This is a genomic window from Arthrobacter ginkgonis (assembly GCF_039540195.1).
In the GTDB taxonomy this organism is placed as follows: Bacteria; Actinomycetota; Actinomycetes; order Actinomycetales; family Micrococcaceae; genus Zafaria; species Zafaria ginkgonis.
This window is the reverse complement of record NZ_BAABEO010000019.1, coordinates 263,176-284,232: the sequence shown is the minus strand read 5'-3', so window position 1 is coordinate 284,232 and position 21,057 is coordinate 263,176. Positions and strand designations below refer to the sequence as shown.

Sequence of the window (21,057 nt, the reverse complement as noted above, 5' to 3'; positions counted from 1 at the left end):
CCTCAGCGCGCCTCCAGGATCGCGGCGACGCCCTGCCCGCCGGCCGCGCAGACGGAGACCAGGCCGCGGCCGGAACCCTTCTCGTGGAGCAGTTTGGCGAGGGTGGCCACGATGCGCCCGCCGGTGGCGGCGAACGGGTGTCCGGCGGCCAGCGAGGAGCCGTTGACGTTGAGCCGGCCGCGGTCGATCGGCCCCAGCGGGGCGTCCAGGCCCAGCTTGTTGCGGCAGAAGTCGGCGTCCTCCCAGGCGGCAAGGGTGCTCAGCACGGTGCCGGCGAACGCCTCGTGGATCTCGTAGAAGTCGAAGTCCTGCAGGGACAGGCCGTTGCGCTCCAGCAGGCGCGGCACGGCATAGGCCGGGGCCATCAGCAGGCCTTCGCGGCCGCGGACGAAGTCCACCGAGGCGGCCTCGAAGTCCACGAAGTTCGCCAGCATGGGCAGGTTGTGCTCCCGCGCGAAGTCCTCGGAGCCCAGCAGCACGGCGGCGGCGCCGTCGGTGAGGGGGGTGGAGTTGCCGGCGGTCATGGTCGCCTCGGTTCCGAGGTCCTTGCCGAAGACGGGCTTCAGGGACGCGAGTTTTTCGGCGGTGGTGTCCGCGCGCAGGTTGGCGTCCCGCACCAGCCCGCGGTAGGGGGTGAGGAGGTCGTCGAAGAAGTTCCTCTCGTAGGCCGCGGCCAGGTTGCGGTGGCTGGCCAGCGCCAGCTCGTCCTGCGCCTCGCGGGTGATCCCCCACGCGGCAGTGGTCAGGGCCTGGTGCTCCCCCATGGACAGTCCGGTGCGCGGTTCGGCGGTGCTCGGGGCGTCGGGAGCCAGGTCCTTGGGGCGCAGCCTGGACAGGGCGGCGAGCTTCTGCTGGGCGGTCTTGGCGCGGTTGAGTTCCAGCAGCACCTTGCGCAGGCCCTCGCTGACCGCGATGGGAGCGTCGGAGGTGGAGTCGACGCCGCCGCCGATGCCGGATTCGAGCTGTCCGAGGCTGATCTTGTTGGCCAGCGAACCGATCGCCTCCATCCCGGTGGCGCAGGCCATCTGCACGTCGTAGGCGGGGGTGTCCGGGGCCAGCGCGGTGCCCAGCACCGCTTCCCGCACCAGGTTGAAGTTCCGCGAATGCTTCAGCACCGCGCCGCCGGCCACGGCGCCCAGGCGCTGGCCCTGCAGCCCGAAGCGGGCAACGAGCCCGTCGATCGCCGCGGTGAGCATGTCCTGGTTGGAGGCGTGTGCGTAGGGGCCGTGCGCCCTGGCGAACGGGATGCGGTTGCCGCCGATGACGACGGCGGGGCGCACCCGGCGCGCCTCGTGCGGGGATGCCTGCGGGGCGGGGGTCTCGGGGGACGCGGCCATGGGTCGAGCTCCTTCGGAATCGTGCCAAACGGCGGAAGGTTTACCGATACCGAGCGTACCTGATACTCTCCGTAACGTGAAGCAGATCACTGTGGCGGGAGCGGCCCTCCCGGACGGGCGCTCGGCCCGCTGGGACGGGCACCGGCAGCAGCGGCGCCTGGAACTGGTCAAGGTGGCCCGCAAGGCCGTCCACCGGCTGGGCCCGGGCGCCCCGATGGGGGACATCGCCGCCGCTGCCGGCACCAGCAAGTCCGTGTTCTACCGCTACTTCGGGGACAAGGACGGCTTGCGCCAGGCCGTGGGCGAGGTGGTGATCGGGCAGATGCGGGCCGAGGTCCTCGCGGCCGGACGCGGCGCCACCTCGGCCGAAGAAGGCCTGCGCGCCATGGTGTCGGCGTACCTCCAGATGGCCGAGACCTCCCCGAACGTGTACTTCTTCGTGACCGCCGACCGCGAGGCCGGCTCCGGGCCGGCAGCCCGGGCCCACGGCGAGGTGCTCGATGCCTTCTTCGACGAGGTCCTCTCCATCATGCGGGAGGGGATGCAGGCCTACCTCGCCTCCCGCGACGCCGAATTGGACGGCGTCGGCCCGGAGCCCGCCACCGCCCGCACCGCCTCCCCCAACGGCACGGGCTCCCCCGACGGGCCAGACCTTCCCAACGGGCCCGTCGGGACCGGCGCGGCGGTCGCCTACTGGCCGCGCGCGGCGCTGGGCATGGTCCGGGCCGTCGGCGAGGACTGGCTGCGCCAGCCCCCCGGCCCCGTCCGCCCCTCCGCCGGGGAACTGACAGACACCCTCACGGGATGGCTTGCCCGCGGCATCGCCGGCAGCCCCTTGCAGGAAACCGCAGAAAGGCAAACGAAGTGACGCAGGCACCCGAAATGAGCAGCGCCTCCGAAACGGACCAGGCACCCCCAATGCACCGTGCCGCCCGGATGGTCCAGGCGCCCGGAACCGCCGGCGAATCCGCCGCCGCGCGCGTGGACGTGGAGGCCCTCGGTGCGCAGTTGCTGGGCAAGTGGGCCGACGCCCGCCGCGCCGCCCGCGACCTGGCCGGCCGCCCCGAGGTCCAGGGCATTCCCGGCCTGGACATGGAGGGGCACCGGGCCCGGGTCCTGTCCCAGCTGTCCTGCCTGGTGGACAACGGGGCCATCCAGCGCGCCTTCCCGGCCCGCTTCGGGGGCGCCGACAACCACGGCGGCAACGTCGCCGCCTTCGAGGAACTGGTCCTCGCCGACCCCTCCCTGCAGATCAAGGCCGGAGTCCAGTGGGGTCTTTTCGGTTCGGCGGTGCTGCACCTGGGCACCGCCGAACACCATGAGAAGTGGCTGCCGGGCATCATCTCCCTGGAGGTCCCCGGCGCCTTCGCGATGACGGAGACCGGGCACGGGTCCGACGTCGCCAGCATCGCCACCACGGCCACCTACGACGGCGGGACCGGCGAGTTCGTCATCGACACCCCGTTCCGCGGGGCGTGGAAGGACTACCTGGGCAACGCCGCGCTGCACGGGCGTGCCGCCGTCGTCTTCGCCCAGCTCATCACCCGCGGGGTCAACCACGGCGTGCACGCGTTCTACGTGCCGATCCGCGACGCGAACGGCTTCCTGCCGGGGATCGGCGGCGAGGACGACGGCCTCAAGGGCGGCCTGAACGGGGTCGACAACGGCCGCCTGCATTTCAGCCGGGTGCGCATCCCGCGGACCAACCTGCTGAACCGCTACGGCGACGTCGCCCCGGACGGAACCTATTCCTCCCCCATCGCCAGCCCTGCCCGGCGCTTCTTCACGATGCTGGGCACCCTGGTCCAGGGCCGGGTCTCCCTGGACGGGGCAGCGATCGCCGCAAGCAAGGCGGCCCTGCAGATCGCGGTCACCTACGCCAACCAGCGCCGCCAGTTCAACGCCTCCTCCGGCACCGCCGAGGAGGTGCTGCTGGACTACCAGCGCCACCAGCGCCGCCTGATCCCGCGCATCGCCACCACCTACGCCGCCGCGTTCGCGCACGAGGAACTGCTGGAGAAGTTCGACGGCGTCTTCTCCGGGGCCCTGGACACCGACGCCGACCGGCAGGACCTCGAAACCCTGGCCGCCGCGCTGAAGCCGACCTCGACCTGGCACGCCCTGGACACCCTGCAGGAGTGCCGCGAGGCCTGCGGCGGCGCCGGCTTCCTGGCCGAGAACCGCCTCGTCTCGCTGCGCGCCGACCTGGACGTCTACGCCACCTTCGAGGGCGACAACAACGTGCTCCTGCAGCTGGTCGCCAAGCGCCTGCTCGCCGATTACGCCGAGGAGTTCCGCCACGTCAACGCCGGCGTGCTGGCCAGGTATGTCGTCCGCCAGGCAGGCAGCACCGCGCTCAGCCGCACGGGCCTGCGCCAGCTGGCCCAGACGGTCACCGACACCGGGTCCGGGGCCCGCGCGGCGACGGCCCTCAGGGACGCCGACACCCAGCGCGACCTGCTCTCCGACCGGGTGCGGACCATGGTCTCCGAGGTGGGCGGAACCCTGCGCGGGGCCTCCCGGCTGCCGCGGGCCCGGTCCGCGCAGCTGTTCAACCGGCACCAGGAGGAGATCATTGCCGCCGCCGCCGCGCACGCCGAGCTGCTGCAGTGGGAGGCCTTCACGCGGGGCCTGGAGCAGGTGCGGGATCCGGGGACCAGGACGGTCCTGACGTGGCTGCGCAACGTGTTTGGCCTGTGCCTGATCGAGAAGCACCTGGCCTGGTACCTGATGCATGGCCGAATCTCCGCGCAGCGCGCCCGCACCGTGGGCCCGTACGTCAACCGGCTGCTCGAGCGCCTGCGGCCCCACGCGCAGGACCTGGTCGATGCGTTCGGCTACGGCCCCGAGCACCTGCGCGCCCCGATCGCCACCGGTGCGGAAGGCCGGCGCCAGGCCGAAGCCATGGAGTACCTGCGCCGCCTGCGGGCCTCGGCCGACGCGCCGGTGGACGAGAAGACGCTCCGGGCCGCCCGCTAGCACGCGGGGCAGGCCCTCTCGTGTCGACTTCGTCGCCACGCAGGGAACCCGGCTGCCCCGCGCTGGCGAGGGAACGGCCCTCTCGTGTCGACTTCGTCGCCACGCAGGGAACCCGGCTGCCCCGCGCTTACCCGCGCGCCACGCCCGGGAGTGGCGGCATACCTCCCCTCGGGGCGGCGTTCGCGCTACTCTGGGCCGCGGAAACCGGCCCCGAACATCAGGACGCTGGCAACATGGCGACTACCCAGACCCAGTTCCCGCCCTCCTCCGGGCCCGCCCGGTCCCTCGACCCCGGCAGGGGCCAGGGACGCGTCCATCCCGGCGATGCCTGGCTGCTGGCGACGGCGGCCTTCACGGTCGCGTTCGCGGGCAGTTGGGCCCGCAGCATGTGGTACGACGAGGCGGCAACGGTCACCGGCGCAACCCGGCCGCTGGCGGAGCTGTGGCGGCTGGCCGGTCACGTCGATCTGGTCCACGCCGCCTACTACGCGGGCATGCACTTCTGGACCGGCTGGTTCGGCGTGTCCGAGGCCGCGCTGCGCGTGCCCTCGGCGCTGGCCGCGGCGGTGGCCTGCGGGTTGACGGTGGTGCTGGGACAGCGGTTGGGGACCCGCGCCACGGGGGTGCTGGCCGGGGCCGTGCTGGCGGTCATGCCGCGGATGATGTGGGCCGGCACCGAGATCCGCCAGTACGCCCTGACCGCGGCCCTCTCCGCCCTCCTGGCGCTGGCGCTGCTGCGGGCCTGGCGGACCGGGCGCTTCCGCGACTGGGCGGCCTACGTGGCGGTGGCGGTGGCCGGGGTGGTCGTGTTCATGTTCTTCGCCTTCGGCGTGGCGGCCATGGCCGGCGCCGCGTTGCTGCTGCGCCGGCGTCCGGTGGCGACCCTGGCGGCCTCGGCCGCGGCCGCGGCCATCTGCCTTCCGTTCATCCTCCGCTGCATCCAGCAACAGGGGCAGGTCTCCTGGATCCCCCCGCTCAGGAACGGGCTGTTCGAACTCGGCGTGAACCAGTTCTACTCGGGCACGACGCGGGCCACCGGGTGGATCGGCCCGTGGATGGCCGCGCTGGCCGTGCTGTCCCTGGTGCTGGCCCTCGTGGGGCTGGTGTCCGCGGTGCGGGCGAGGCCCGTCAGGGACGGGTCCGGCCAGTACCGGCCCAGGCCGGCCAACCGGCAGTTGGCCGGCCTGGCCCTGTGCGGATTGGCGGTTCCGTTCCTGTGCATCCTGGCGCTGCAGGTGTTCGGGGACCCGGCCTACCGGAACCGGTACCTGACCTACACGGCCCCGTTCCTGGCGCTTCTGGTCGGATCCGGCCTGGCCGTCCTGCTGTCCCGGCGCCCGCGGCGGCCGGCGGACAGGGTGGCCGGGCTGGCCAGGGCCACCGGGGTGGGCGCGCTGTGTGCGCTGGTGGCCTTGGGCCTGCTCTTCCAGCCGTGGGTGAGGCTGCACAACGGCGGTTCCACGGTGCCGACCCGGGACGTCGCGCAGACGGTTGCCGCCTTCAGCGGGCCGGGTGCCGCGATCGTGCCCAACCGGGCGCACGACCGCTACCGCTTCATCGCCTACCCCGCGCTGTATGCCGCCGTGGAGGACCTCACCCAAAGCCGGGACAGGGTGGCCGCCGGCACCCTGTGGGGCAGCTACCGGAAGATCACCGCCGAGCGGCTGGCGGGTCGGGGCCAGGTGTGGTGGATCGCCGACACCCGCCGGAAAACCCCGGAGCTGGAGGCGTTCGAGGAGGCCGGCTGCACCCTGGTGCGATCCTGGGAACAGTTCCGCGGCACGCGGCTACGCGAATACGACTGCACGGACCAATAAGGCTGCACGGTCCAGTACGACCCCGCGACCTCGGCCGCGCCGCCCCGGCCGCCAGGGGCCCCGGCGGCGTACCGCTAGCCGGCGAGGGCGGCCCGGTAGACCTCCAGAGTCTTCTCGGCGATGGAATCCCAGCTGAAGTGCGCGGCGGCCCGTTCGCGGCCGGCCCGGCCCATGGCCGCTGCCCGGTCCGGATCCTCGAGGGCGCGGTTCAGCGCGGCCGCGAAGTCGGCCACGAACCCCTCCGCGTCCAGCGGCGTGCCGGTGCCGTCCTGGAGCTGCTCCAGCGGGACCAGGTAGCCGGTCTCGCCATCGGCGACGACCTCGGGAATGCCGCCCACGGCGCTGGCGACGACCGCCGTGCCGCAGGCCATGGCCTCCAGGTTCACGATGCCCAGCGGTTCGTAGACCGAGGGGCAGGCGAAGACGGTCGCGTGGGAGAGGATCTGCACGACGTCGGCGCGCGGCAGCATGCCCTCGATGACCACCACCCCGTCGCGGGTGGCGCGCAGGCCCTCGATGAGGCCGTTGACCTCATCCGCCAGCTCGGGCGTGTCCGCCGCGCCGGCGCAGAGCACCAGCTGCACGTCCTCGGGCAGCAGGGCGGCGGCGCGCAGCAGGTACGGGACGCCCTTCTGCCGGGTGATGCGTCCCACGAACGCGACGGAGCGCTTGTCCGGATCGATCCCGAGACGGACCAGGGCGTCGGTGTGGGGGTCGGGCCGCCAGGTGTCGACGTCGATCCCGTTGTGGACCACGTGGACCTTGGCCGGGTCGATGGCCGGGTAGGCGCGCAGGATGTCATCGCGCATCCCCGCCGAGACGGCGATGACCGCCGCGGCACCGTGGTAGGCCGTGGACTCCGCCCAAGAGCTCAGGGCGTATCCGCCGCCGAGCTGCTCGGCCTTCCAGGGCCGCAGCGGTTCCAGCGAGTGGGCGCTGACCACGTGCGGGATTCCGTGCAGCAAGGAACCGAGGTGGCCGGCCATGTTGGCGTACCAGGTGTGGGAGTGGACCAGGTCGGCGCCCTGGAGGTCGGAGAGGATCGCCAGGTCGGTGCCCAGGGTCTGCACGGCGGGATTGGCGGTGGCCAGGTCGGCCGGCACCCCGTAGCTGCTGACGCGAGCGCCATGGTAGTCCTCGGGGCGGGGATCGCCGAAGGCACGGACCCTCAGGTCCAGCAGCGGGGCCAGCACCCGCCCGAGTTCGGCCACATGGACCCCGGCGCCGCCATAGATCGCGGGCGGGAATTCTTTGGTAACAATGTCTACGCGCACCTTTACAACGTAGTCGAAAATGTGGGCTTTCCCATAGTGTGAAGCGGTAGTGTCCAACATGGTCACAAGGACCGGACAAACCAGATCCATGGGGGATTAAGCATGGCACCAAGGAAGGTACTCGCCGTAGTGCTGGCGGGAGGCGAAGGCAAGCGCCTGATGCCGCTGACGGCGGACCGGGCCAAGCCCGCGGTTCCGTTTGGGGGAAGCTACCGGCTGATCGACTTCGCGCTCTCCAATGTCGTCAATTCCGGCTATCGGAGAGTCGTCGTGCTGACCCAGTACAAGTCGCACAGCCTGGACCGGCACATTTCGGAGACGTGGCGCATGTCCACCCAGCTGGGCAACTACGTGGCCTCGGTGCCCGCGCAGCAGCGCATGGGCAAGGATTGGTTCCTCGGCTCGGCCAACGCCATCTACCAGTCGCTGAACCTGATCTACGACGACCAGCCCGACTACGTGGTGGTGGTCGGCGCCGACCACGTCTACCGGATGGACTTCTCCGCCATGGTCGAGGCACACATCGCCTCCGGGCTCTCCGCCACCGTGGCGGCCGTGCGCCAGCCGCTCGCGCTGGCCAACCAGTTCGGCGTCATCGAGACCGATCCCGCCCATCCCGGACGCATCGCCGCGTTCGTCGAGAAGCCGGAGACCACGGCCGGGCTGGAGGACGACCCGAACTCCTTCCTGGCCTCCATGGGCAACTACGTCTTCAACACGGACGCCCTGGTCGAGGCCCTGGAGCGGGACTCCACCAAAGAGCACACCAAGCACGACATGGGCGGGGACATCGTGCCCTGGTTCGTCTCCCAGGACGACTGCGGGGTCTACGACTTCGACACCAACGACGTCCCGGGCGCCGCCCCCGGCGCGGACCACTACTGGCGCGACGTGGGCACGCTGGATTCCTACTACGACGCCCACATGGACCTCATCTCCCCCATCCCGCAGTTCGACCTGTACAACCACGAGTGGCCGCTGTACACCCGGCAGACCATCTCCCCGCCGGCGAAGCTGGTCCGCGGGGCGGACGGCACCCAGGGCGAGGCCCACGACTCGATCCTGGGCAACGGCGTCGTCATTTCCGGCGCCCGGGTGCAGCGGTCGGTGCTCGGCACCGACGTCACCGTCCTCCAAGGCGCCCACGTGACCGGGTCGGTGCTGATGGACAACGTGACCGTGGGCGAGGGAGCCCGCGTGCTGCACGCCATCCTCGACAAGAACGTTGTGGTCCCGCCCGGTGCGCGGATCGGGGTGGACCGGGACGAGGACCTGGCCCGCGGGTTCCTGGTCACCGACTCCGGCCTGACCGTGCTCAGCAAGGGGCAGAAGGTCACCGCTTAGGGACCGCCGGGACCGTCCCCGCCGGGCCATGCAATGGGCGGGCGCGGTCCCGGCGCGGTAGAGTTTTTCCGTCATGACTGAACAGCTCTCCCCCCAAACCGCCTTCACCGCCGAGGACCTGCAGACGTGCCTGCGGGTCCTCGGCGCCGTGCACACCCTGCCCGACGGCGACGACAGCTACATCGCCGTACGCGACGCCACCAGCAAGATGTTCAAGGAAGTGAAGAAGTACCGCCGCGCGATGGCCCGCCAAGAGGTGCGTGACGCCGACCGGCGCACCATGGAACTGACCGCCACGGGCGCCGCCGACCGCCTGGACGACGAGACCGAGGGCCTGCCGCTGGTGTCCTCCGCCGCCGGGGCCACCGCCGGCGAGTACCTCCGCCCGCGCGGGTGCTACGTCTGCAAGACCGACTTCACCACGGTCGACGCCTTCTACCACCACCTGTGCCCCGACTGCGCGCGGGCGGGACGGGACCGCCGCGACGCCCGCACCGACCTGACCGGCCGCCGCGCCCTGCTCACCGGCGGGCGGGCAAAGATCGGCATGCACATCGCCCTGCGCCTGCTGCGCGACGGCGCACACACCACCATCACCACCCGCTTCCCGCGCGACGCCGCCCGCCGCTTCGCGGCGCTGCCGGACAGCGCCGACTGGCTGCACCGGCTGCGCATCGTCGGCATCGACCTGCGTGATCCCGCCCAGGTGGTCGCCCTCGCCGACCGCACCGCGGCCGAGGGCCCGCTGGACATCCTCATCAACAACGCCGCGCAAACCGTGCGGCGCACCGGCAACGCCTACCGCCACCTGGTCGAGGCCGAGTCCGTGCCGCTGCCGCCCGAACTCGGACCCGGCAACGGCGGACCCGAGGTCTGGGGGGCCGGGCACGCTCCGGAGGCCCACCCGCGCACCCTGGCGGCTGCCTTTGACCTGGCGGCCGGGGCCCTGGAACAGGGCCGCACCGTCGCCCCGGAGCGGCTGGCCGCCCTGGCGATGACGGCCGGATCGGCCTCCCTGGAACGCATCGCCGCGGGGACGGCGATCGACGCCGGCGGGCTGGTCCCGGACCTGGTCAACGAGAACAGCTGGACCCAGGTCCTCGGTTCGGTGGAGGCGCTGGAACTGCTGGAGGTGCAGCTGTGCAACGTGACGGCGCCGTTCCTGCTGGCCAGCCGGCTGCGCCCGGCGCTGGCCGCTTCCGCGGCCCGGCGCAAATACGTCGTGAACGTCTCGGCCATGGAGGGCCAGTTCTCCCGGCGCTACAAGGGCGCCGGCCACCCGCACACCAACATGGCGAAGGCCGCCCTGAACATGATGACGCGCACCGCCGCGGAGGAACTGTTCGAGACGGACCGGATCCTGATGACCGCGGTGGACACCGGGTGGATCACTGACGAGCGCCCGCACGAGGCGAAAATGCGCAAGGCCGCCGAGGGGTGGCACGCGCCGCTGGACCTGGTCGACGGCGCCGCCCGCGTCTACCAGCCGATCGTGGACGGCGAACGCGGGATCGACCTGTACGGCTGCTTCCTCAAGGACTACCGGCCGTCCCCCTGGTGACGGGGACGGCCGGTACTCCGGCTTCGCGTCAGGCGACGCGGGTGATCTCCACGGAGACGCTCAGGGTCGAGGCCCCGCCGCCGGTCTGGATGCCCTTGAGCGGGGTCACGTCCCGGTAGTCGCGGCCCCGGGCCACGGAGACGTGGAAGTCGCCGGCTGGCTTGTGGTTGGTGGGGTCCCAGGAGCGCCACTCGCCGTCCCACCATTCGATCCAGGCGTGCGACTGCCCGGCGACGGTCTCCCCCACCGCGGCGTCCGGGCGGGGATGGATGTACCCGGAGACGTAGCGGGCCGGGATGCCCAGGCTCCGCAGCGCGCCGACGGCGACGTGGGCCAGGTCCTGGCAGACGCCGCGGCGTTCGCGCCAGGCGTCCTCGGCGTTGAAGTGCACCGCGGTCACCCCCGGCACGTATTCCATGGTGTTGCGCAGCCAGGCGAAGACCGCGTGGGCGGCGGCGTGCGGGTCCTCCAGGTCGCGGAAGCCGGCGACGGCGGCGCGCACCTCGGGTCCCGGGTCGCTGAGCTGGGACTGGGGCAGCCAGTCGGAGAAGTCGTTGAGCACCGACTCGGTCCCCAGCGCCGCCCAGGCCGCCACGTCCTCCGCGGGACGTTCGTGGCGGTGGATCTCCACGGTGGCCTTCGCGTCGACCTCCAGGAAGTCGTGCGGCGCCGTCATGTCGAAGGACGTGACCCGGGTGCCCCAGTAGTCGCGGTAGCTGCCCATCACGGCGAGGTTGGGCGAGACATCCAGGGTGGCCTCGAGGACCACCTGCTGGGAGTCCGTCAGCGGTGACATCCTTGCCTCGTTGTAGGTCAGGCCGACCCGGGAGGCGTAGCTGTAGCGGGTGAGGTGGCGGATCTTCAGGCGGGTCACGAATTCTCTCCTACCCACGCGGCGTCGGCGGCCGGCGAGAAGTACTTGCGGCTGATGGAATTGGAGGCCTGGGCCACGGCCTTCTGCACGCGGTCGGTGTGCTCGGGTAGCACGTGGATCAGGTTCTCGGGCTCGTGGAACTCCAGGAAGGAGCGCACCTCCCCCACGATGCGGCGGGCATCCGACTGGAACCCCACGCGCTGGGTGCTGGGATCCAGTTCCTGCAGGGTGCGCTCGGCGACGCTGAGCGAGTGCACGATCGAGCGCGGGAAGAGGCGGTCCAACAGCAGGAACTCGGCGGCGTAGCGTTCGTCGAACGCGACCCTCCGGGTCCGCAGGAAGGACTCGTAGGCCCCGGCGCAGCGCAGCATGGTGACCCAGGACAGGCCGCCGCCCTGCGTCTCCGCGGTCGAGAGCATGCGGGCCGTCATGTCGGCCTGCTCGAGGCTGCGCCCCAGCATCAGGAACTGCCAGGACTCGTCGTGGCTCATGGTGCTTTCGGCCGAGCCGCGGACCATCGCCGTGCGCTCGAGCGCCCAGTGGCAGAAGCGGAAGGTCCCTACCACGTCCTTGCGGTGCTGGCTCAGCCCGTACCAGGTGGTGTTCAGAGTCTCCCACACCGCGGCCGAGACCGTCTCGCGCGCCCGGCGGGCGTTCTCGCGGGCCGCCCCGAGGGATCCGGAGATGGAGGTGGCGTTGGTGGTGTCGTACGCCATCCGGTGCAGCAGTTGGGGCAGCCCGAAGTCCTCGGTGTCCGGGAGGGCGCCCATGATGGCGAGCAGTTCGCGGGAGGCCTGCCGCTGCTGGCGCAGCGGCATCTGGTTCAGCCGCTCCAGGTGGACATCGAGGATGCGGGCGGTGCCGTCGGCGCGCTCGATGTAGCGGCCGATCCAAAAGAGCGATTCGGCGATGCGGCTCAGCATGCTGCGGGTCCTTCCCCGGCGCGCACGCCGGCGTGTTCGTTGCGGGCGGAATTCACTGCTGCTGCTCCGGCTGCTCTTCGGCGACATCGTCGGCCCCACCGACGTCGATCGGCCACAGGTGGGTGCGCTCCCGGGCTTCCGGGGTGGCCGGCAGCGGAACCTCGGGCTCCTGCGGGGTGTCGGCCAGGACCCAGGTGTCCTTGGAGCCGCCGCCCTGGGAGGAGTTCACGATCAGCGAGCCTTCCTTCAGCGCGACGCGGGTCAGTCCGCCCGGCAACACCCAGACGTCCTCGCCGTCGTTGACCGCGAACGGGCGCAGGTCGACGTGGCGGGGGCTGAATTGGCTGCCGGACATGGTGGGGACGGTGGAGAGCTGCAGGACCGGCTGCGCGATCCAGCCGCGCGGATCCTTCAGCACCCGGGTCCGCAGCGCGTCCAGCTGTTCGCGGCTGGCGTCCGGGCCGACCACCAGGCCCTTGCCGCCGGAGCCGTCCACGGGCTTGACGACCAGTTCGTCGAGGCGGTCCAGGACCTCCTCGCGGGCGGCGTCCTCCTCGAGGCGGAAGGTGTCCACGTTCGGAACGATCGGCTCCTCGTTGAGGTAGTAGCGGATCAGGTCCGGCACGTAGGTGTAGACGAGCTTGTCGTCGGCGACGCCGTTGCCCACCGCGTTCGCGATGGTGACCCCGCCCGCGCGGGCCGCGTTGACGATGCCCGGGCAGCCGAGGACGGAGTCGGAACGGAACTGCTGGGGGTCCAGGAACTCGTCGTCGATGCGCTTGTAGATCACGTCCACGCGCCGTTCGCCCGCGGTGGTGCGCATGTAGACGCGGTTGCCGCGGCAGACCAGGTCCCGGCCCTCGACCAGCTCGACGCCCATGAGGCCGGCCAGCAGGGTGTGCTCGAAGTAGGCGCTGTTGAACACCCCGGGGGTCAGCACCACCACGGTCGGGTCCTCGATGCCGCCCGGGGCGGTCTTGCGCAGCGCCGACAGCAGCCGGCGCGGGTACTCCTCCACGTGCCGGACGTTCTGCTGGCCGAACGCCTCCGGAAGGCCCTTGGCCATCGCCCGCCGGTTCTCCAGCACGTAGGAGACGCCGGAGGGAACCCGCACGTTGTCCTCAAGCACCCGGAAGGTGCCCTCCTGGTCCCGGACCACGTCGATGCCGGAAATGTGCACCCGCACCCCGCCGGCCGGGCGGAAGCCGTGGACCTGGCGGTGGAAGTGGGCGCTGGAAGTGATCAGCCGGCGCGGCACGACGCCGTCGGCCACGACGTTCATCCTGTCGTAGACATCGTCCAGGAACGCTTCAAGGGCCTTCACCCGCTGGGTGACGCCGCGCTCGAGGATGTCCCAGTCGGAGCTGGAGATCACCCGGGGCACGATGTCCAGCGGGAAGGGGCGTTCCTCGCCGGCGAAGTCGAACGTGACGCCCCGGTCCAGGAAGGTCCGGGCCATGGAGTCGGCGCGGGCTTTCACGTCGTCAAGGGTCAGTTCGCCGAGCGCGGCGGCCACCTGCGCATACTCGGCACGGACCGAGTGGTCCCTGCCGAACATCTCGTCGAACGCGGCGGACCGGCCCTGCGCAGCGGCGTAGTCCTCAAATAGATCTGGCATAGGAGCAACCTTTTCACGCCGGTGCACCAACGCGCACATCGGCCCCCGCCGCAGGTCCCTGTGTTGCACCGGCACCGGACGCGTCACATTTTCCGGCGCACCCGGGCCCGGCCCGGCGCGCGGCAATCCCGGCCCTAGCTGGTTGAATGGGCCTGTGGACGACGCGAAGAACCCCCCTGCCGGCAACCGCAACCTCGGCCGCGCCGAGGCCGCCGAACGGGCCCGCATCCTGGCCGTGGATTCCTACCAGGTCCACCTGGACCTGTCGGGGGCCCGCGACCCGGAGCGCGGCGGATACCCGTCGCTGACCCGGGTCGGCTTCTCCTGCTCCGAGCCGGGTGCCGAAACGTTCCTGGACTTCATCCACGGCGGAGTCTCCGCCGTCACCCTAAACGGCCACGAGCTGGACCTGGACCGCTGCGTGGCGGGTGACCGCATCCTGCTGCCCGGCCTGGCCGCGCACAACACCGCCATCGTCGAGGGAACCGCCCTGTACAGCACCAGCGGCGAGGGGCTGCACCGCTACCGGGATCCCGCCGATGGGGAAACCTACCTGTACACCCAGTTCGAGCCGGCCGATGCCCGCCGCGTCTTCGCGAACTTCGAGCAGCCGGACCTGAAGGCCGAGTTCGACTTCACCGTCACCGCCCCGGCCGGCTGGCACGTGGCCTCCAACGGCGCCGCCCGCGGCCGCGAGGAGAACCCGGACGGCAGCACCACGCACTTCTTCGAACCCACCCGCCGCATCTCCACCTACATCACCGCCGTGCTGGCCGGGCCCTACCACCGCGCCACGGACAGCTGGCGGCGGGAGCAGCCGGACGGCACCGTCCTGGAGGTTGGGCTGGGGGCCACCTGCCGCGCCTCGCTGGCCCCGCACTTCGACGCCGACGCCATCTTCGAGACCACCAAGCGCGGCCTGGACTTCTTCCACGACCTCTTCGGCTACCCCTACCCGTGGGGCAAGTACGACCAGGCGTTCGTGCCCGAATACAACCTGGGGGCCATGGAAAACCCCGGCCTGGTCACGTTCACCGAGTCCTACGTCTTCACCTCCCGCGCCACGGAGGCCCAGTACGAGGCCCGGGCCACCACGCTGCTGCACGAGATGGCGCACATGTGGTTCGGCGACCTGGTCACCATGCGCTGGTGGGACGACCTGTGGCTCAAGGAATCCTTCGCGGACTACATGGGCACCCTGGCCGCCGCGGAGGCGACCGGCCGGCAAACCGCCTGGGTGACCTTCGCCAACCGGCGCAAGGCGTGGGCCTACGTGCAGGACCAGTTGCCCACCACGCACCCGATCGTCGCGGACATCCCCGACCTGGAGGCGGCCCGGCAGAACTTCGACGGCATCACCTACGCCAAGGGCGCCTCGGTGCTCAAGCAGCTGGCCGCGTACGTGGGACGCGAGGCGTTCACCGCCGCCGCCCGCGGCTACTTCCGCCGCCACGCCTACGGCAACACGACGCTGCGCGACTTCCTGGACGCCCTGGAGGACGCCTCCGGGCGGGACATGGGCGCGTGGGCGGACGCCTGGCTGCGCACCGCCGGCGTGCCCGTGCTGGGGGTGGAGCTCGCGGACGACGCCGGCGGCCGGCCGGGCGCGGCGCTGACCTCCGCGACGCTGCGCCAGGAGGGCTGGGACCCGGTGGCCGGCGCGCAGGTCCTGCGCCCGCACCTGCTGCGGCTGGGCCTGTTCGAGCTGCGCGGAGGCGCGCTGGAACGCACCGGATCGATCGACGTCGAAGCCACCGGCGCCGCCACGGAGCTGGCGGGGCTGCCGGGACGTCCGCGGCCGGCGCTGCTGCTGCCCAACGACGGGGACCTGACCTACGCGAAGGTGCGCCTTGACGAGGTCTCGGTGGAGACCCTGTTGGAGCACCTGGACACGCTGGAGGAACCGCTCGCCCGGGCCACCGCATGGGCCGCCCTGTGGAACATGGTGCGCGACGCGGCCCTGCCGGCGCCGCGCTTCCTGGCCGCCGTGCGGCGGATGGCGGCCTCGGCCCGGGAGGTCTCGGTGCTGCAGCAGCTGCTGGAGCAGGCCGCCACGGCGGCCTCCTTCTACTGCTCCCCCGCGATCCGCGCCGGCGAGCACCAGTTGCTGGTCGACGCCGTGCACGGGCACCTGGCCGCGGCGGAACCGGGATCGGACCACCAACTGGCGTTCGCGCGCAGCCTGGCGCTCCTGGCCCGGACGGGCGGGGCCGACGAGACGGTGGTGGACCTGCTCTCCGGGGACGCCGTGATCCCGGGCCTGGCCGTGGACGAACAGCTGCGCTGGGCGCTGCTGCAGGCCGCCGCCGCCCGGGCCCTGGTGGATCCGTCGCGGCTGGACGATGAGCTCGCCGCCGGGCCCTCCGCGGTCGCCACGGTGGGCCACGCGCTGGCCCTGGCCGCCCGCCCCGTCCCGCAGGCCAAGCGGGAGGCCTGGGACGCGGCGCTGTCCGGGACCGGGACCGACGGCAAGGCGCTGTCCAACGACTTGCTCTCCGCGGCGGTCAAGGGTTTCGGGATCGGCGGGCACGAGCTGCTGGACGGCTTCCAGGCAGGCTACTGGCCGGAGCTGGCGGGCATCTGGGCCCGCATGAGCATCGGACAGGCCACGCGCGTGGTGGAGGGCCTCTTCCCGTCCCGCCAGGACCTGGGCCCGGAGGGCCCCGCGGCCCACCCGGTGCTGGGGGCCGCGGATGCGTGGCTGCGGGAGAACGCGGAGGCTCCGCGCGCGCTGCGCCGGATCGTCATCGAACAGCGTGACCACCTGGCCCGCTCCCTGCGGGCCCAATCGGTTTCCGCAGACTGGCGAGCGGCCTCCGGAGGCTAGCCGGGCTGGTGGGGCCGGGGCCGGCGCATTAGGCTCGGTGCCGGCAGGGACATCCACACCTCCAGGAGGCCGTCATGAAGCTCAGCCACATTCCGCTTCGCCTCAGCGCGGGCGCGTTCATCCTCAACTCGGGCCTGTCCAAACGGAAGCTGGACCGCGAGGGCGCGGCCGGGCTGCAGTCGATGGCCTCCTCGGTCTTCCCCGCGCTGGGCCGGATGGAGCCGGAGAAGTTCGGCAAGCTGCTCAGCTACGGCGAGACGGCCCTGGGCGCGTCCCTCCTGCTGCCCATCCTGCCCAGCCGGCTGGCGGGGCTGGGACTGGTGGCGTTCTCCGGCTCGCTGCTGGCGATGTACCGCAAGACGCCCGGCATGACGCTGGAGGGCAGCATCCGCCCCACCCCGGAGGGAATCGGGCTGGCCAAGGATGTCTGGCTGCTGGGCATGGGCCTGGCGCTCCTGCTCGACCGCAAGATCCCCAAGGCCGCCACGGCAGCCCTGGCCGCCGCCGCAGCCCCAGTCGCCGCGGCCGCCCCGGCCGCCGCCCAGCCCTGAGCCCCCGATGCCCCGGCTCAGGGTCCACAACCTCTCGATGTCGCTGGACGGCTACGTCGCCGGACCGCGCCAGGACATGGAGCATCCGTTGGGCCTCGGCGGCGAGCAGCTGCATGGGTGGCTGTTCGCGACGGCGTTCGGCCAGGCGATGCTCGGGCACGACGGCGGGTCCGCCGGCGTGGACCATGCCTTCGCCGTCGCCGGAACCACCGGCATCGGCGCCACGATCATGGGGCGGAACATGTTCGGTCCCGTGCGCGGGCCCTGGTTGGACAAGACCGGGCTGGAAGGGACCGGGCTGGAAAAGTCCGGGCCCGACGAGCAGTGGCGCGGCTGGTGGGGCGCAAACCCGCCGTTCCACCACCCCGTGTTCGTGATGACCCACTACTTGCGGCCGGCCCTCGCGATGGAGGGCGGCACCACGTTCCATTTCGTTGACGCCCCGCCAGAGGTGGTGCTGGAGCTGGCCGTCGAGGCCGCCGGTGGAGGCGACGTCCGGCTCGGCGGCGGAGCGGCAACGGTGCGGGCGTTCCTCGCGGCCGGGCTGGTCGACGAGCTGCACGTGGCTCTGGTCCCGGTGCTGCTCGGCGGTGGAGAGCGGCTCTTCGACGGGCCCCTCGAGGGCTACGCGGTGCTGCCGCCCGTGCCCGGCGAGGGGGCCACGCACTTCCGCCTGGCCGGCCACGGCTAGGCGTACCGGTCAGGGAACGCGGGCGGTCCACTCCGGGGTGCGGAACTTGGCCGCCGCCAGTTCGCGGGCAGCGGCCAGGGACGCCTCGTCCAGGTGCGTCCGGCGGGCACCGTAGCGGGCAGCGAACGTGGACATCATGTGGTCGATGATCTGCGCGCGGTCCAGCCCCGTCTGCCGCTTGAGCGGGTCCACCCGCTTCTTCGCGCTGGCGATGCCCTTGTCGGAGAGCTTTTCGCGGCCGATGCGCAGGACCTCGGTCATCTTTTCCGCGTCGATGTCGTAGCTCATGGTGACGTGGTGCAGCAGCCCGCCGCCGGCCAGGCGCTTCTGCGCGGCTCCGCCGATCTTCCCCGCCGGGGTGGCGATGTCGTTCAGCGGCTTGTAGAAGGCCTCCACGCCGACCCCCGCCAGCGCCTCTATGACCCAGGCGTCCAGGAACGGGTAGGAGTCCGCGAAGCTCATCCCGTCCACCAGCGAGGCCGGCAGGTAGAGGGAGTAGGTGATGGCGTTGCCGGGCTCCATGAACATGGCCCCGCCGCCGCTGATGCGGCGCACCACAGTGATGCCGTGGCGGCGTGCGCCGACCGGATCGACCTCGTTGCGCAGGGACTGGAAGCTGCCGATGACCACGGAGCGCTCCTGCCAGTCCCACAACCGCAGCGTCGGGTTGCGGCGGCCGGCGGCGACCTCGCGGGTGAGGACCTCGTCCAGGGCCACCTGCTCGGCGATGGGCAGCGGCACCGGGGGCAGGATCTCCCAGTCGTGGTCGCCCCAGGTGGTGGCGTGCCCGAGGGCGCGGCGGACCGCGACGGCCACGGCCCCGGCGTCGAACCCGAACATCACCGCGCCGGCGGGCACGGCGGCGGCGACCGCGTCGCGGAGGGTTGCGTGGAGGGCGTCGGTGGGCAGTCCGGCCAGCGCCGCGTTGATCTCCGCCAGGACCTCGTCGGGCTCGAGGAAGAAGTCGCCGTTGATGCTGGCCGAATGGATCAGCCCGTCCCTGGTCAGCAGGTCCGCAACCACCAGCTTTCCGCCGGGGACCTTGTATTCGCCGTGGCGGCTGGATGCGGAGGGACGCAGGATGTCGGGCATGTCAACCATTTTATCGATCAATCTTGCGGTCATGGACCGCACGGGGAAGCCCGCAGGCCGCGCAAACAATGACCCGGAAACAGTGCCCCGGAAACGAGGAAGGGACCCCCGAGGAGGTCCCTTCGCTGCGTGGGCGTGAAGACTTACTTCTTGCCGAAGCCCTTGAAGCGGGCGTTGAAGCGCTCGACGCGGCCGGCGGAGTCCATGATGCGCTGCTTGCCCGTGTAGAACGGGTGGGAAGCGGCGGAGATTTCGACGTCGATGACCGGGTAGGTGTTGCCGTCCTCCCACTCGATGGTCTTGTCGGACTTCGCGGTGGAGCGGGTCAGGAACTTCTCGCCGGAAGCCAGGTCGTTGAAAACGATCAGGGCGTACTGCGGGTGGATTTCAGCCTTCATGCGTAAAACCTTTGTTCGCGCCCCTGGATTTTGCCAGGGGCCAATGGATGATCGGCCCAGTCCGGGCCGACTATCCACTATATCCCACGGGTCCGGACGCCCCAACCTGGACACGCCACCCCCAAGCGCGGGGCAGCAGGGTCCCCTGCCCAGCGCCCTAACGGGCGCGCAGCTCCCAGAAGGCGACGGCGGAGGCGGCGGCGACGTTGAGCGAATCGACGCCGGGCCGCATCGGGACCAGCACCGTCCGGTCCGCCCCGGCCAGGGCCGCGGGCGACACCCCGGCTCCCTCGGTTCCGAGGATCAGCGCCAGCCGCTGCGGATTCTCGGCCGCCAAAACGTCGATCGGGACCGCGTCGTCGGTCAGCTCCATGGCGGCGACAGTGAACCCGTGCTCGTGAAGCAGTCCGAGGCCCTCCGGCCAGGCGTCCAGCCGCGCCCAGGGAACCTGGAACACGGTGCCCATGCTGACCCGGATGGACCGGCGGTAGAGCGGGTCGGCGCTGCGCGGGGTCACCAGCACGGCATCGAACCCCAGCCCGGCCGCCGAGCGGAAGATCGCGCCCAGGTTGGTGTGGTCGACGATGTCCTCCAGCACCGCGATGCGGCGGGCCCCGGCCAGCAGCGACGCAGGGTCGCGGGGTTCGGGCCGGTTCATCGCGGCCAGCGCGCCGCGGTGCAGATGGAATCCGGTGATCTCCTCCAGCACGCCGGGGCTGCCCACGAACGCCGGCACGTCCGGATGGGCGCGCAGGACGTCGGCCAGCCCGTCCAGCCACTTCTCCGCCAGGAAGAAGGAGCGCGGCACGTGCCCGGCGGCCAGGGCGCGGCGGAGCACCTTGGAGCTTTCGGCGATGTAGAGGCCGCGGGCCGGGTCGGTGCGCTGGCGCAGGGCCGCGTCGGAGAGCGCGACGTAGTCGGCCACGCGCGGGTCGGCCGCGCTTTCCAGGCGGATGACGGGCATCAGGCGGCCACCAGCTGTCCGACCATGTTCACCAGCGCCACCAGGCCCAGCACCACGATGACGGCGCGCAGCCAGCCCGGGGAGAGCCGGCGCCCCACCTTCGCTCCGACGAGCCCGCCCACCAGCGAACCCACGGCGATGAGCACCACGACGGTCCAGTCGATGCGTTCGAAGGCGAACAGCAGGTAGGACACGGCGGCAATCAGGTTCACGGCCAGGGAGAGGATCACCTTGATCGCGTTCGACTGCTGCAGCGTCCCGTGCAGGAAGACCCCGAAGATCGCCATCAGGATCACGCCCTGGGCGGCAGTGAAGTAGCCGCCGTACACTCCGGTGAGGAACACCAGGACGTACAGCACCGGGCTGATCGGGTGGGAGTCCACCGAGTCCGGGGTGACGTGCTCGGCGGCCTGGCGCCGCTTCACCCACGCGGCCAGCCGGGGCTGGAAGATCACCAGCAGCACCGCCATCGCGATCAGCACCGGAGCGACGACGGCGAACACCGTTTCTGGCAGGTGCAGCAGCAGCCACGCGCCGATCAGGCCGCCCAGCAGGGACAGCGGGAGCAGGCGCAGCAGCGTGCGCTTCATGGTGGCGGCCTCGCGCCGGTAGCCCCAGGCGCCGGAGAATCCTCCGGCGACCAGGCCCATCGCGTTGGAGATGACGGCGTTGACCGGGTTGTAGCCCAGCGCGACCAGGATCGGGAACGTCACCAGCGAACCGGAACCGACGATGGTGTTGATCGTGCCGGCCCACAGGCCGCCGAGCAGGATGAGCGCTTCGCTCCAGAAATCCACGCGCCGAAGG

General features: G+C 71.6%; 17 protein-coding genes. 8 read left to right on the top strand and 9 right to left on the bottom strand.

Features of this window, described 5'->3' with window-relative positions; all coding sequences use genetic code 11:
• Window positions 1-2: 2 nt before the first annotated feature.
• Entirely contained in the window at window positions 3-1,337 is a 1,335-nt protein-coding gene (locus ABD912_RS14360) for an acetyl-CoA C-acetyltransferase (RefSeq protein ID WP_345151742.1), read from the bottom strand.
• A gap of 76 nt (window positions 1,338-1,413) precedes the next feature.
• On the opposite strand from ABD912_RS14360, the gene ABD912_RS14355 reads away from it, so the two are divergent.
• The 3 genes from ABD912_RS14355 to ABD912_RS14345 all read left to right on the top strand — a co-directional run bounded on the left by ABD912_RS14355 (window position 1,414) and on the right by ABD912_RS14345 (window position 6,133).
• Window positions 1,414-2,205, top strand: a complete 792-nt coding sequence (locus ABD912_RS14355) for a TetR/AcrR family transcriptional regulator (protein ID WP_345151740.1) — start codon at window positions 1,414-1,416, stop codon at window positions 2,203-2,205.
• A gap of 68 nt (window positions 2,206-2,273) precedes the next feature.
• Window positions 2,274-4,316: an acyl-CoA dehydrogenase family protein gene (locus ABD912_RS14350; RefSeq protein WP_345151989.1), complete on the top strand. Its 2,043-nt coding sequence runs from the start codon at window positions 2,274-2,276 to the stop codon at window positions 4,314-4,316.
• Window positions 4,317-4,549: 233 nt separating this feature from the next.
• A complete protein-coding gene (locus ABD912_RS14345) occupies window positions 4,550-6,133 on the top strand; it encodes a glycosyltransferase family 39 protein (protein WP_345151738.1) in 1,584 nt (527 codons plus the stop codon).
• Window positions 6,134-6,207: 74 nt separating this feature from the next.
• On the opposite strand, the gene glgA is transcribed toward ABD912_RS14345, so the two are convergent.
• A complete protein-coding gene (glgA, locus tag ABD912_RS14340; protein ID WP_345151736.1) occupies window positions 6,208-7,407 on the bottom strand; it encodes a glycogen synthase in 1,200 nt (399 codons plus the stop codon).
• A gap of 102 nt (window positions 7,408-7,509) precedes the next feature.
• Here glgA and glgC point away from each other — a divergent pair, with 102 nt between their 5' ends.
• Window positions 7,510-8,751: a glucose-1-phosphate adenylyltransferase gene (gene glgC, locus ABD912_RS14335; RefSeq protein ID WP_345151735.1), complete on the top strand. Its 1,242-nt coding sequence runs from the start codon at window positions 7,510-7,512 to the stop codon at window positions 8,749-8,751.
• Window positions 8,752-8,824: 73 nt separating this feature from the next.
• On the top strand, window positions 8,825-10,312 hold the full coding sequence (locus ABD912_RS14330; RefSeq protein ID WP_345151734.1) for an SDR family NAD(P)-dependent oxidoreductase: 1,488 nt from the start codon (window positions 8,825-8,827) through the stop codon (window positions 10,310-10,312).
• A 28-nt stretch (window positions 10,313-10,340) separates the two neighbouring features.
• On the opposite strand, the gene ABD912_RS14325 is transcribed toward ABD912_RS14330, so the two are convergent.
• Genes ABD912_RS14325 through ABD912_RS14315 form a run of 3 tightly spaced genes read right to left on the bottom strand, consistent with a single transcriptional unit; the run spans window position 10,341 to window position 13,727 of the window.
• On the bottom strand, window positions 10,341-11,186 hold the full coding sequence (locus tag ABD912_RS14325) for a transglutaminase family protein (protein WP_345151732.1): 846 nt from the start codon (window positions 11,184-11,186) through the stop codon (window positions 10,341-10,343).
• A complete protein-coding gene (locus ABD912_RS14320) occupies window positions 11,183-12,109 on the bottom strand; it encodes an alpha-E domain-containing protein (RefSeq protein WP_345151730.1) in 927 nt (308 codons plus the stop codon). Before ABD912_RS14320 ends, ABD912_RS14325 begins: the two co-directional genes overlap by 4 nt.
• A 52-nt stretch (window positions 12,110-12,161) precedes the next feature.
• The gene (locus ABD912_RS14315) at window positions 12,162-13,727 is read right to left on the bottom strand and encodes a circularly permuted type 2 ATP-grasp protein (protein WP_345151728.1); all 1,566 of its coding nucleotides are present in this window, start codon (window positions 13,725-13,727) and stop codon (window positions 12,162-12,164) included.
• A gap of 154 nt (window positions 13,728-13,881) precedes the next feature.
• Between ABD912_RS14315 and pepN the strand changes: the two genes are divergently transcribed.
• The 3 genes from pepN to ABD912_RS14300 all read left to right on the top strand — a co-directional run bounded on the left by pepN (window position 13,882) and on the right by ABD912_RS14300 (window position 17,796).
• On the top strand, window positions 13,882-16,554 hold the full coding sequence (gene pepN / locus ABD912_RS14310) for an aminopeptidase N (protein WP_345151726.1): 2,673 nt from the start codon (window positions 13,882-13,884) through the stop codon (window positions 16,552-16,554).
• Between the two features lie 74 nt (window positions 16,555-16,628).
• Window positions 16,629-17,105: a hypothetical protein gene (locus ABD912_RS14305; protein WP_345151724.1), complete on the top strand. Its 477-nt coding sequence runs from the start codon at window positions 16,629-16,631 to the stop codon at window positions 17,103-17,105.
• Between the two features lie 7 nt (window positions 17,106-17,112).
• Window positions 17,113-17,796: a dihydrofolate reductase family protein gene (locus ABD912_RS14300; RefSeq protein ID WP_345151723.1), complete on the top strand. Its 684-nt coding sequence runs from the start codon at window positions 17,113-17,115 to the stop codon at window positions 17,794-17,796.
• A 9-nt stretch (window positions 17,797-17,805) separates the two neighbouring features.
• On the opposite strand, the gene ABD912_RS14295 is transcribed toward ABD912_RS14300, so the two are convergent.
• From ABD912_RS14295 to ABD912_RS14280, 4 genes are all read right to left on the bottom strand, one after another.
• The gene (locus ABD912_RS14295) at window positions 17,806-18,897 is read right to left on the bottom strand and encodes a lipoate--protein ligase family protein (protein WP_425548072.1); all 1,092 of its coding nucleotides are present in this window, start codon (window positions 18,895-18,897) and stop codon (window positions 17,806-17,808) included.
• 134 nt (window positions 18,898-19,031) lie between these two features.
• Window positions 19,032-19,286, bottom strand: a complete 255-nt coding sequence (locus tag ABD912_RS14290) for a type B 50S ribosomal protein L31 (RefSeq protein ID WP_345151721.1) — start codon at window positions 19,284-19,286, stop codon at window positions 19,032-19,034.
• A gap of 157 nt (window positions 19,287-19,443) precedes the next feature.
• Entirely contained in the window at window positions 19,444-20,250 is an 807-nt protein-coding gene (locus ABD912_RS14285; protein ID WP_345151719.1) for a TrmH family RNA methyltransferase, read from the bottom strand.
• Window positions 20,250-21,047 (bottom strand): sulfite exporter TauE/SafE family protein, encoded by a 798-nt coding sequence (locus ABD912_RS14280; protein ID WP_345151718.1) that lies wholly within the window; start codon window positions 21,045-21,047, stop codon window positions 20,250-20,252. The genes ABD912_RS14285 and ABD912_RS14280 overlap by 1 nt, the downstream gene beginning before the upstream one ends.
• Window positions 21,048-21,057 lie beyond the last annotated feature (10 nt).

What these genes read in the sequence shown, in the direction of transcription:
- ABD912_RS14320 (WP_345151730.1), bottom strand. Translation starts at nt 12,109, where the DNA reads ATGCTGAGCCGCATCGCCGAATCGCTCTTTTGGATCGGCCGCTACATC.
- ABD912_RS14295 (WP_425548072.1), bottom strand. Translation starts at nt 18,897, where the DNA reads ATGGTTGACATGCCCGACATCCTGCGTCCCTCCGCATCCAGCCGCCAC.
- ABD912_RS14360 (WP_345151742.1), bottom strand. Translation starts at nt 1,337, where the DNA reads ATGGCCGCGTCCCCCGAGACCCCCGCCCCGCAGGCATCCCCGCACGAG.
- ABD912_RS14290 (WP_345151721.1), bottom strand. Translation starts at nt 19,286, where the DNA reads ATGAAGGCTGAAATCCACCCGCAGTACGCCCTGATCGTTTTCAACGAC.
- ABD912_RS14285 (WP_345151719.1), bottom strand. Translation starts at nt 20,250, where the DNA reads ATGCCCGTCATCCGCCTGGAAAGCGCGGCCGACCCGCGCGTGGCCGAC.
- ABD912_RS14305 (WP_345151724.1), top strand. Translation starts at nt 16,629, where the DNA reads ATGAAGCTCAGCCACATTCCGCTTCGCCTCAGCGCGGGCGCGTTCATC.
- ABD912_RS14315 (WP_345151728.1), bottom strand. Translation starts at nt 13,727, where the DNA reads ATGCCAGATCTATTTGAGGACTACGCCGCTGCGCAGGGCCGGTCCGCC.
- glgC (WP_345151735.1), top strand. Translation starts at nt 7,510, where the DNA reads ATGGCACCAAGGAAGGTACTCGCCGTAGTGCTGGCGGGAGGCGAAGGC.
- ABD912_RS14300 (WP_345151723.1), top strand. Translation starts at nt 17,113, where the DNA reads ATGCCCCGGCTCAGGGTCCACAACCTCTCGATGTCGCTGGACGGCTAC.
- ABD912_RS14345 (WP_345151738.1), top strand. Translation starts at nt 4,550, where the DNA reads ATGGCGACTACCCAGACCCAGTTCCCGCCCTCCTCCGGGCCCGCCCGG.
- ABD912_RS14350 (WP_345151989.1), top strand. Translation starts at nt 2,274, where the DNA reads ATGGTCCAGGCGCCCGGAACCGCCGGCGAATCCGCCGCCGCGCGCGTG.
- ABD912_RS14330 (WP_345151734.1), top strand. Translation starts at nt 8,825, where the DNA reads ATGACTGAACAGCTCTCCCCCCAAACCGCCTTCACCGCCGAGGACCTG.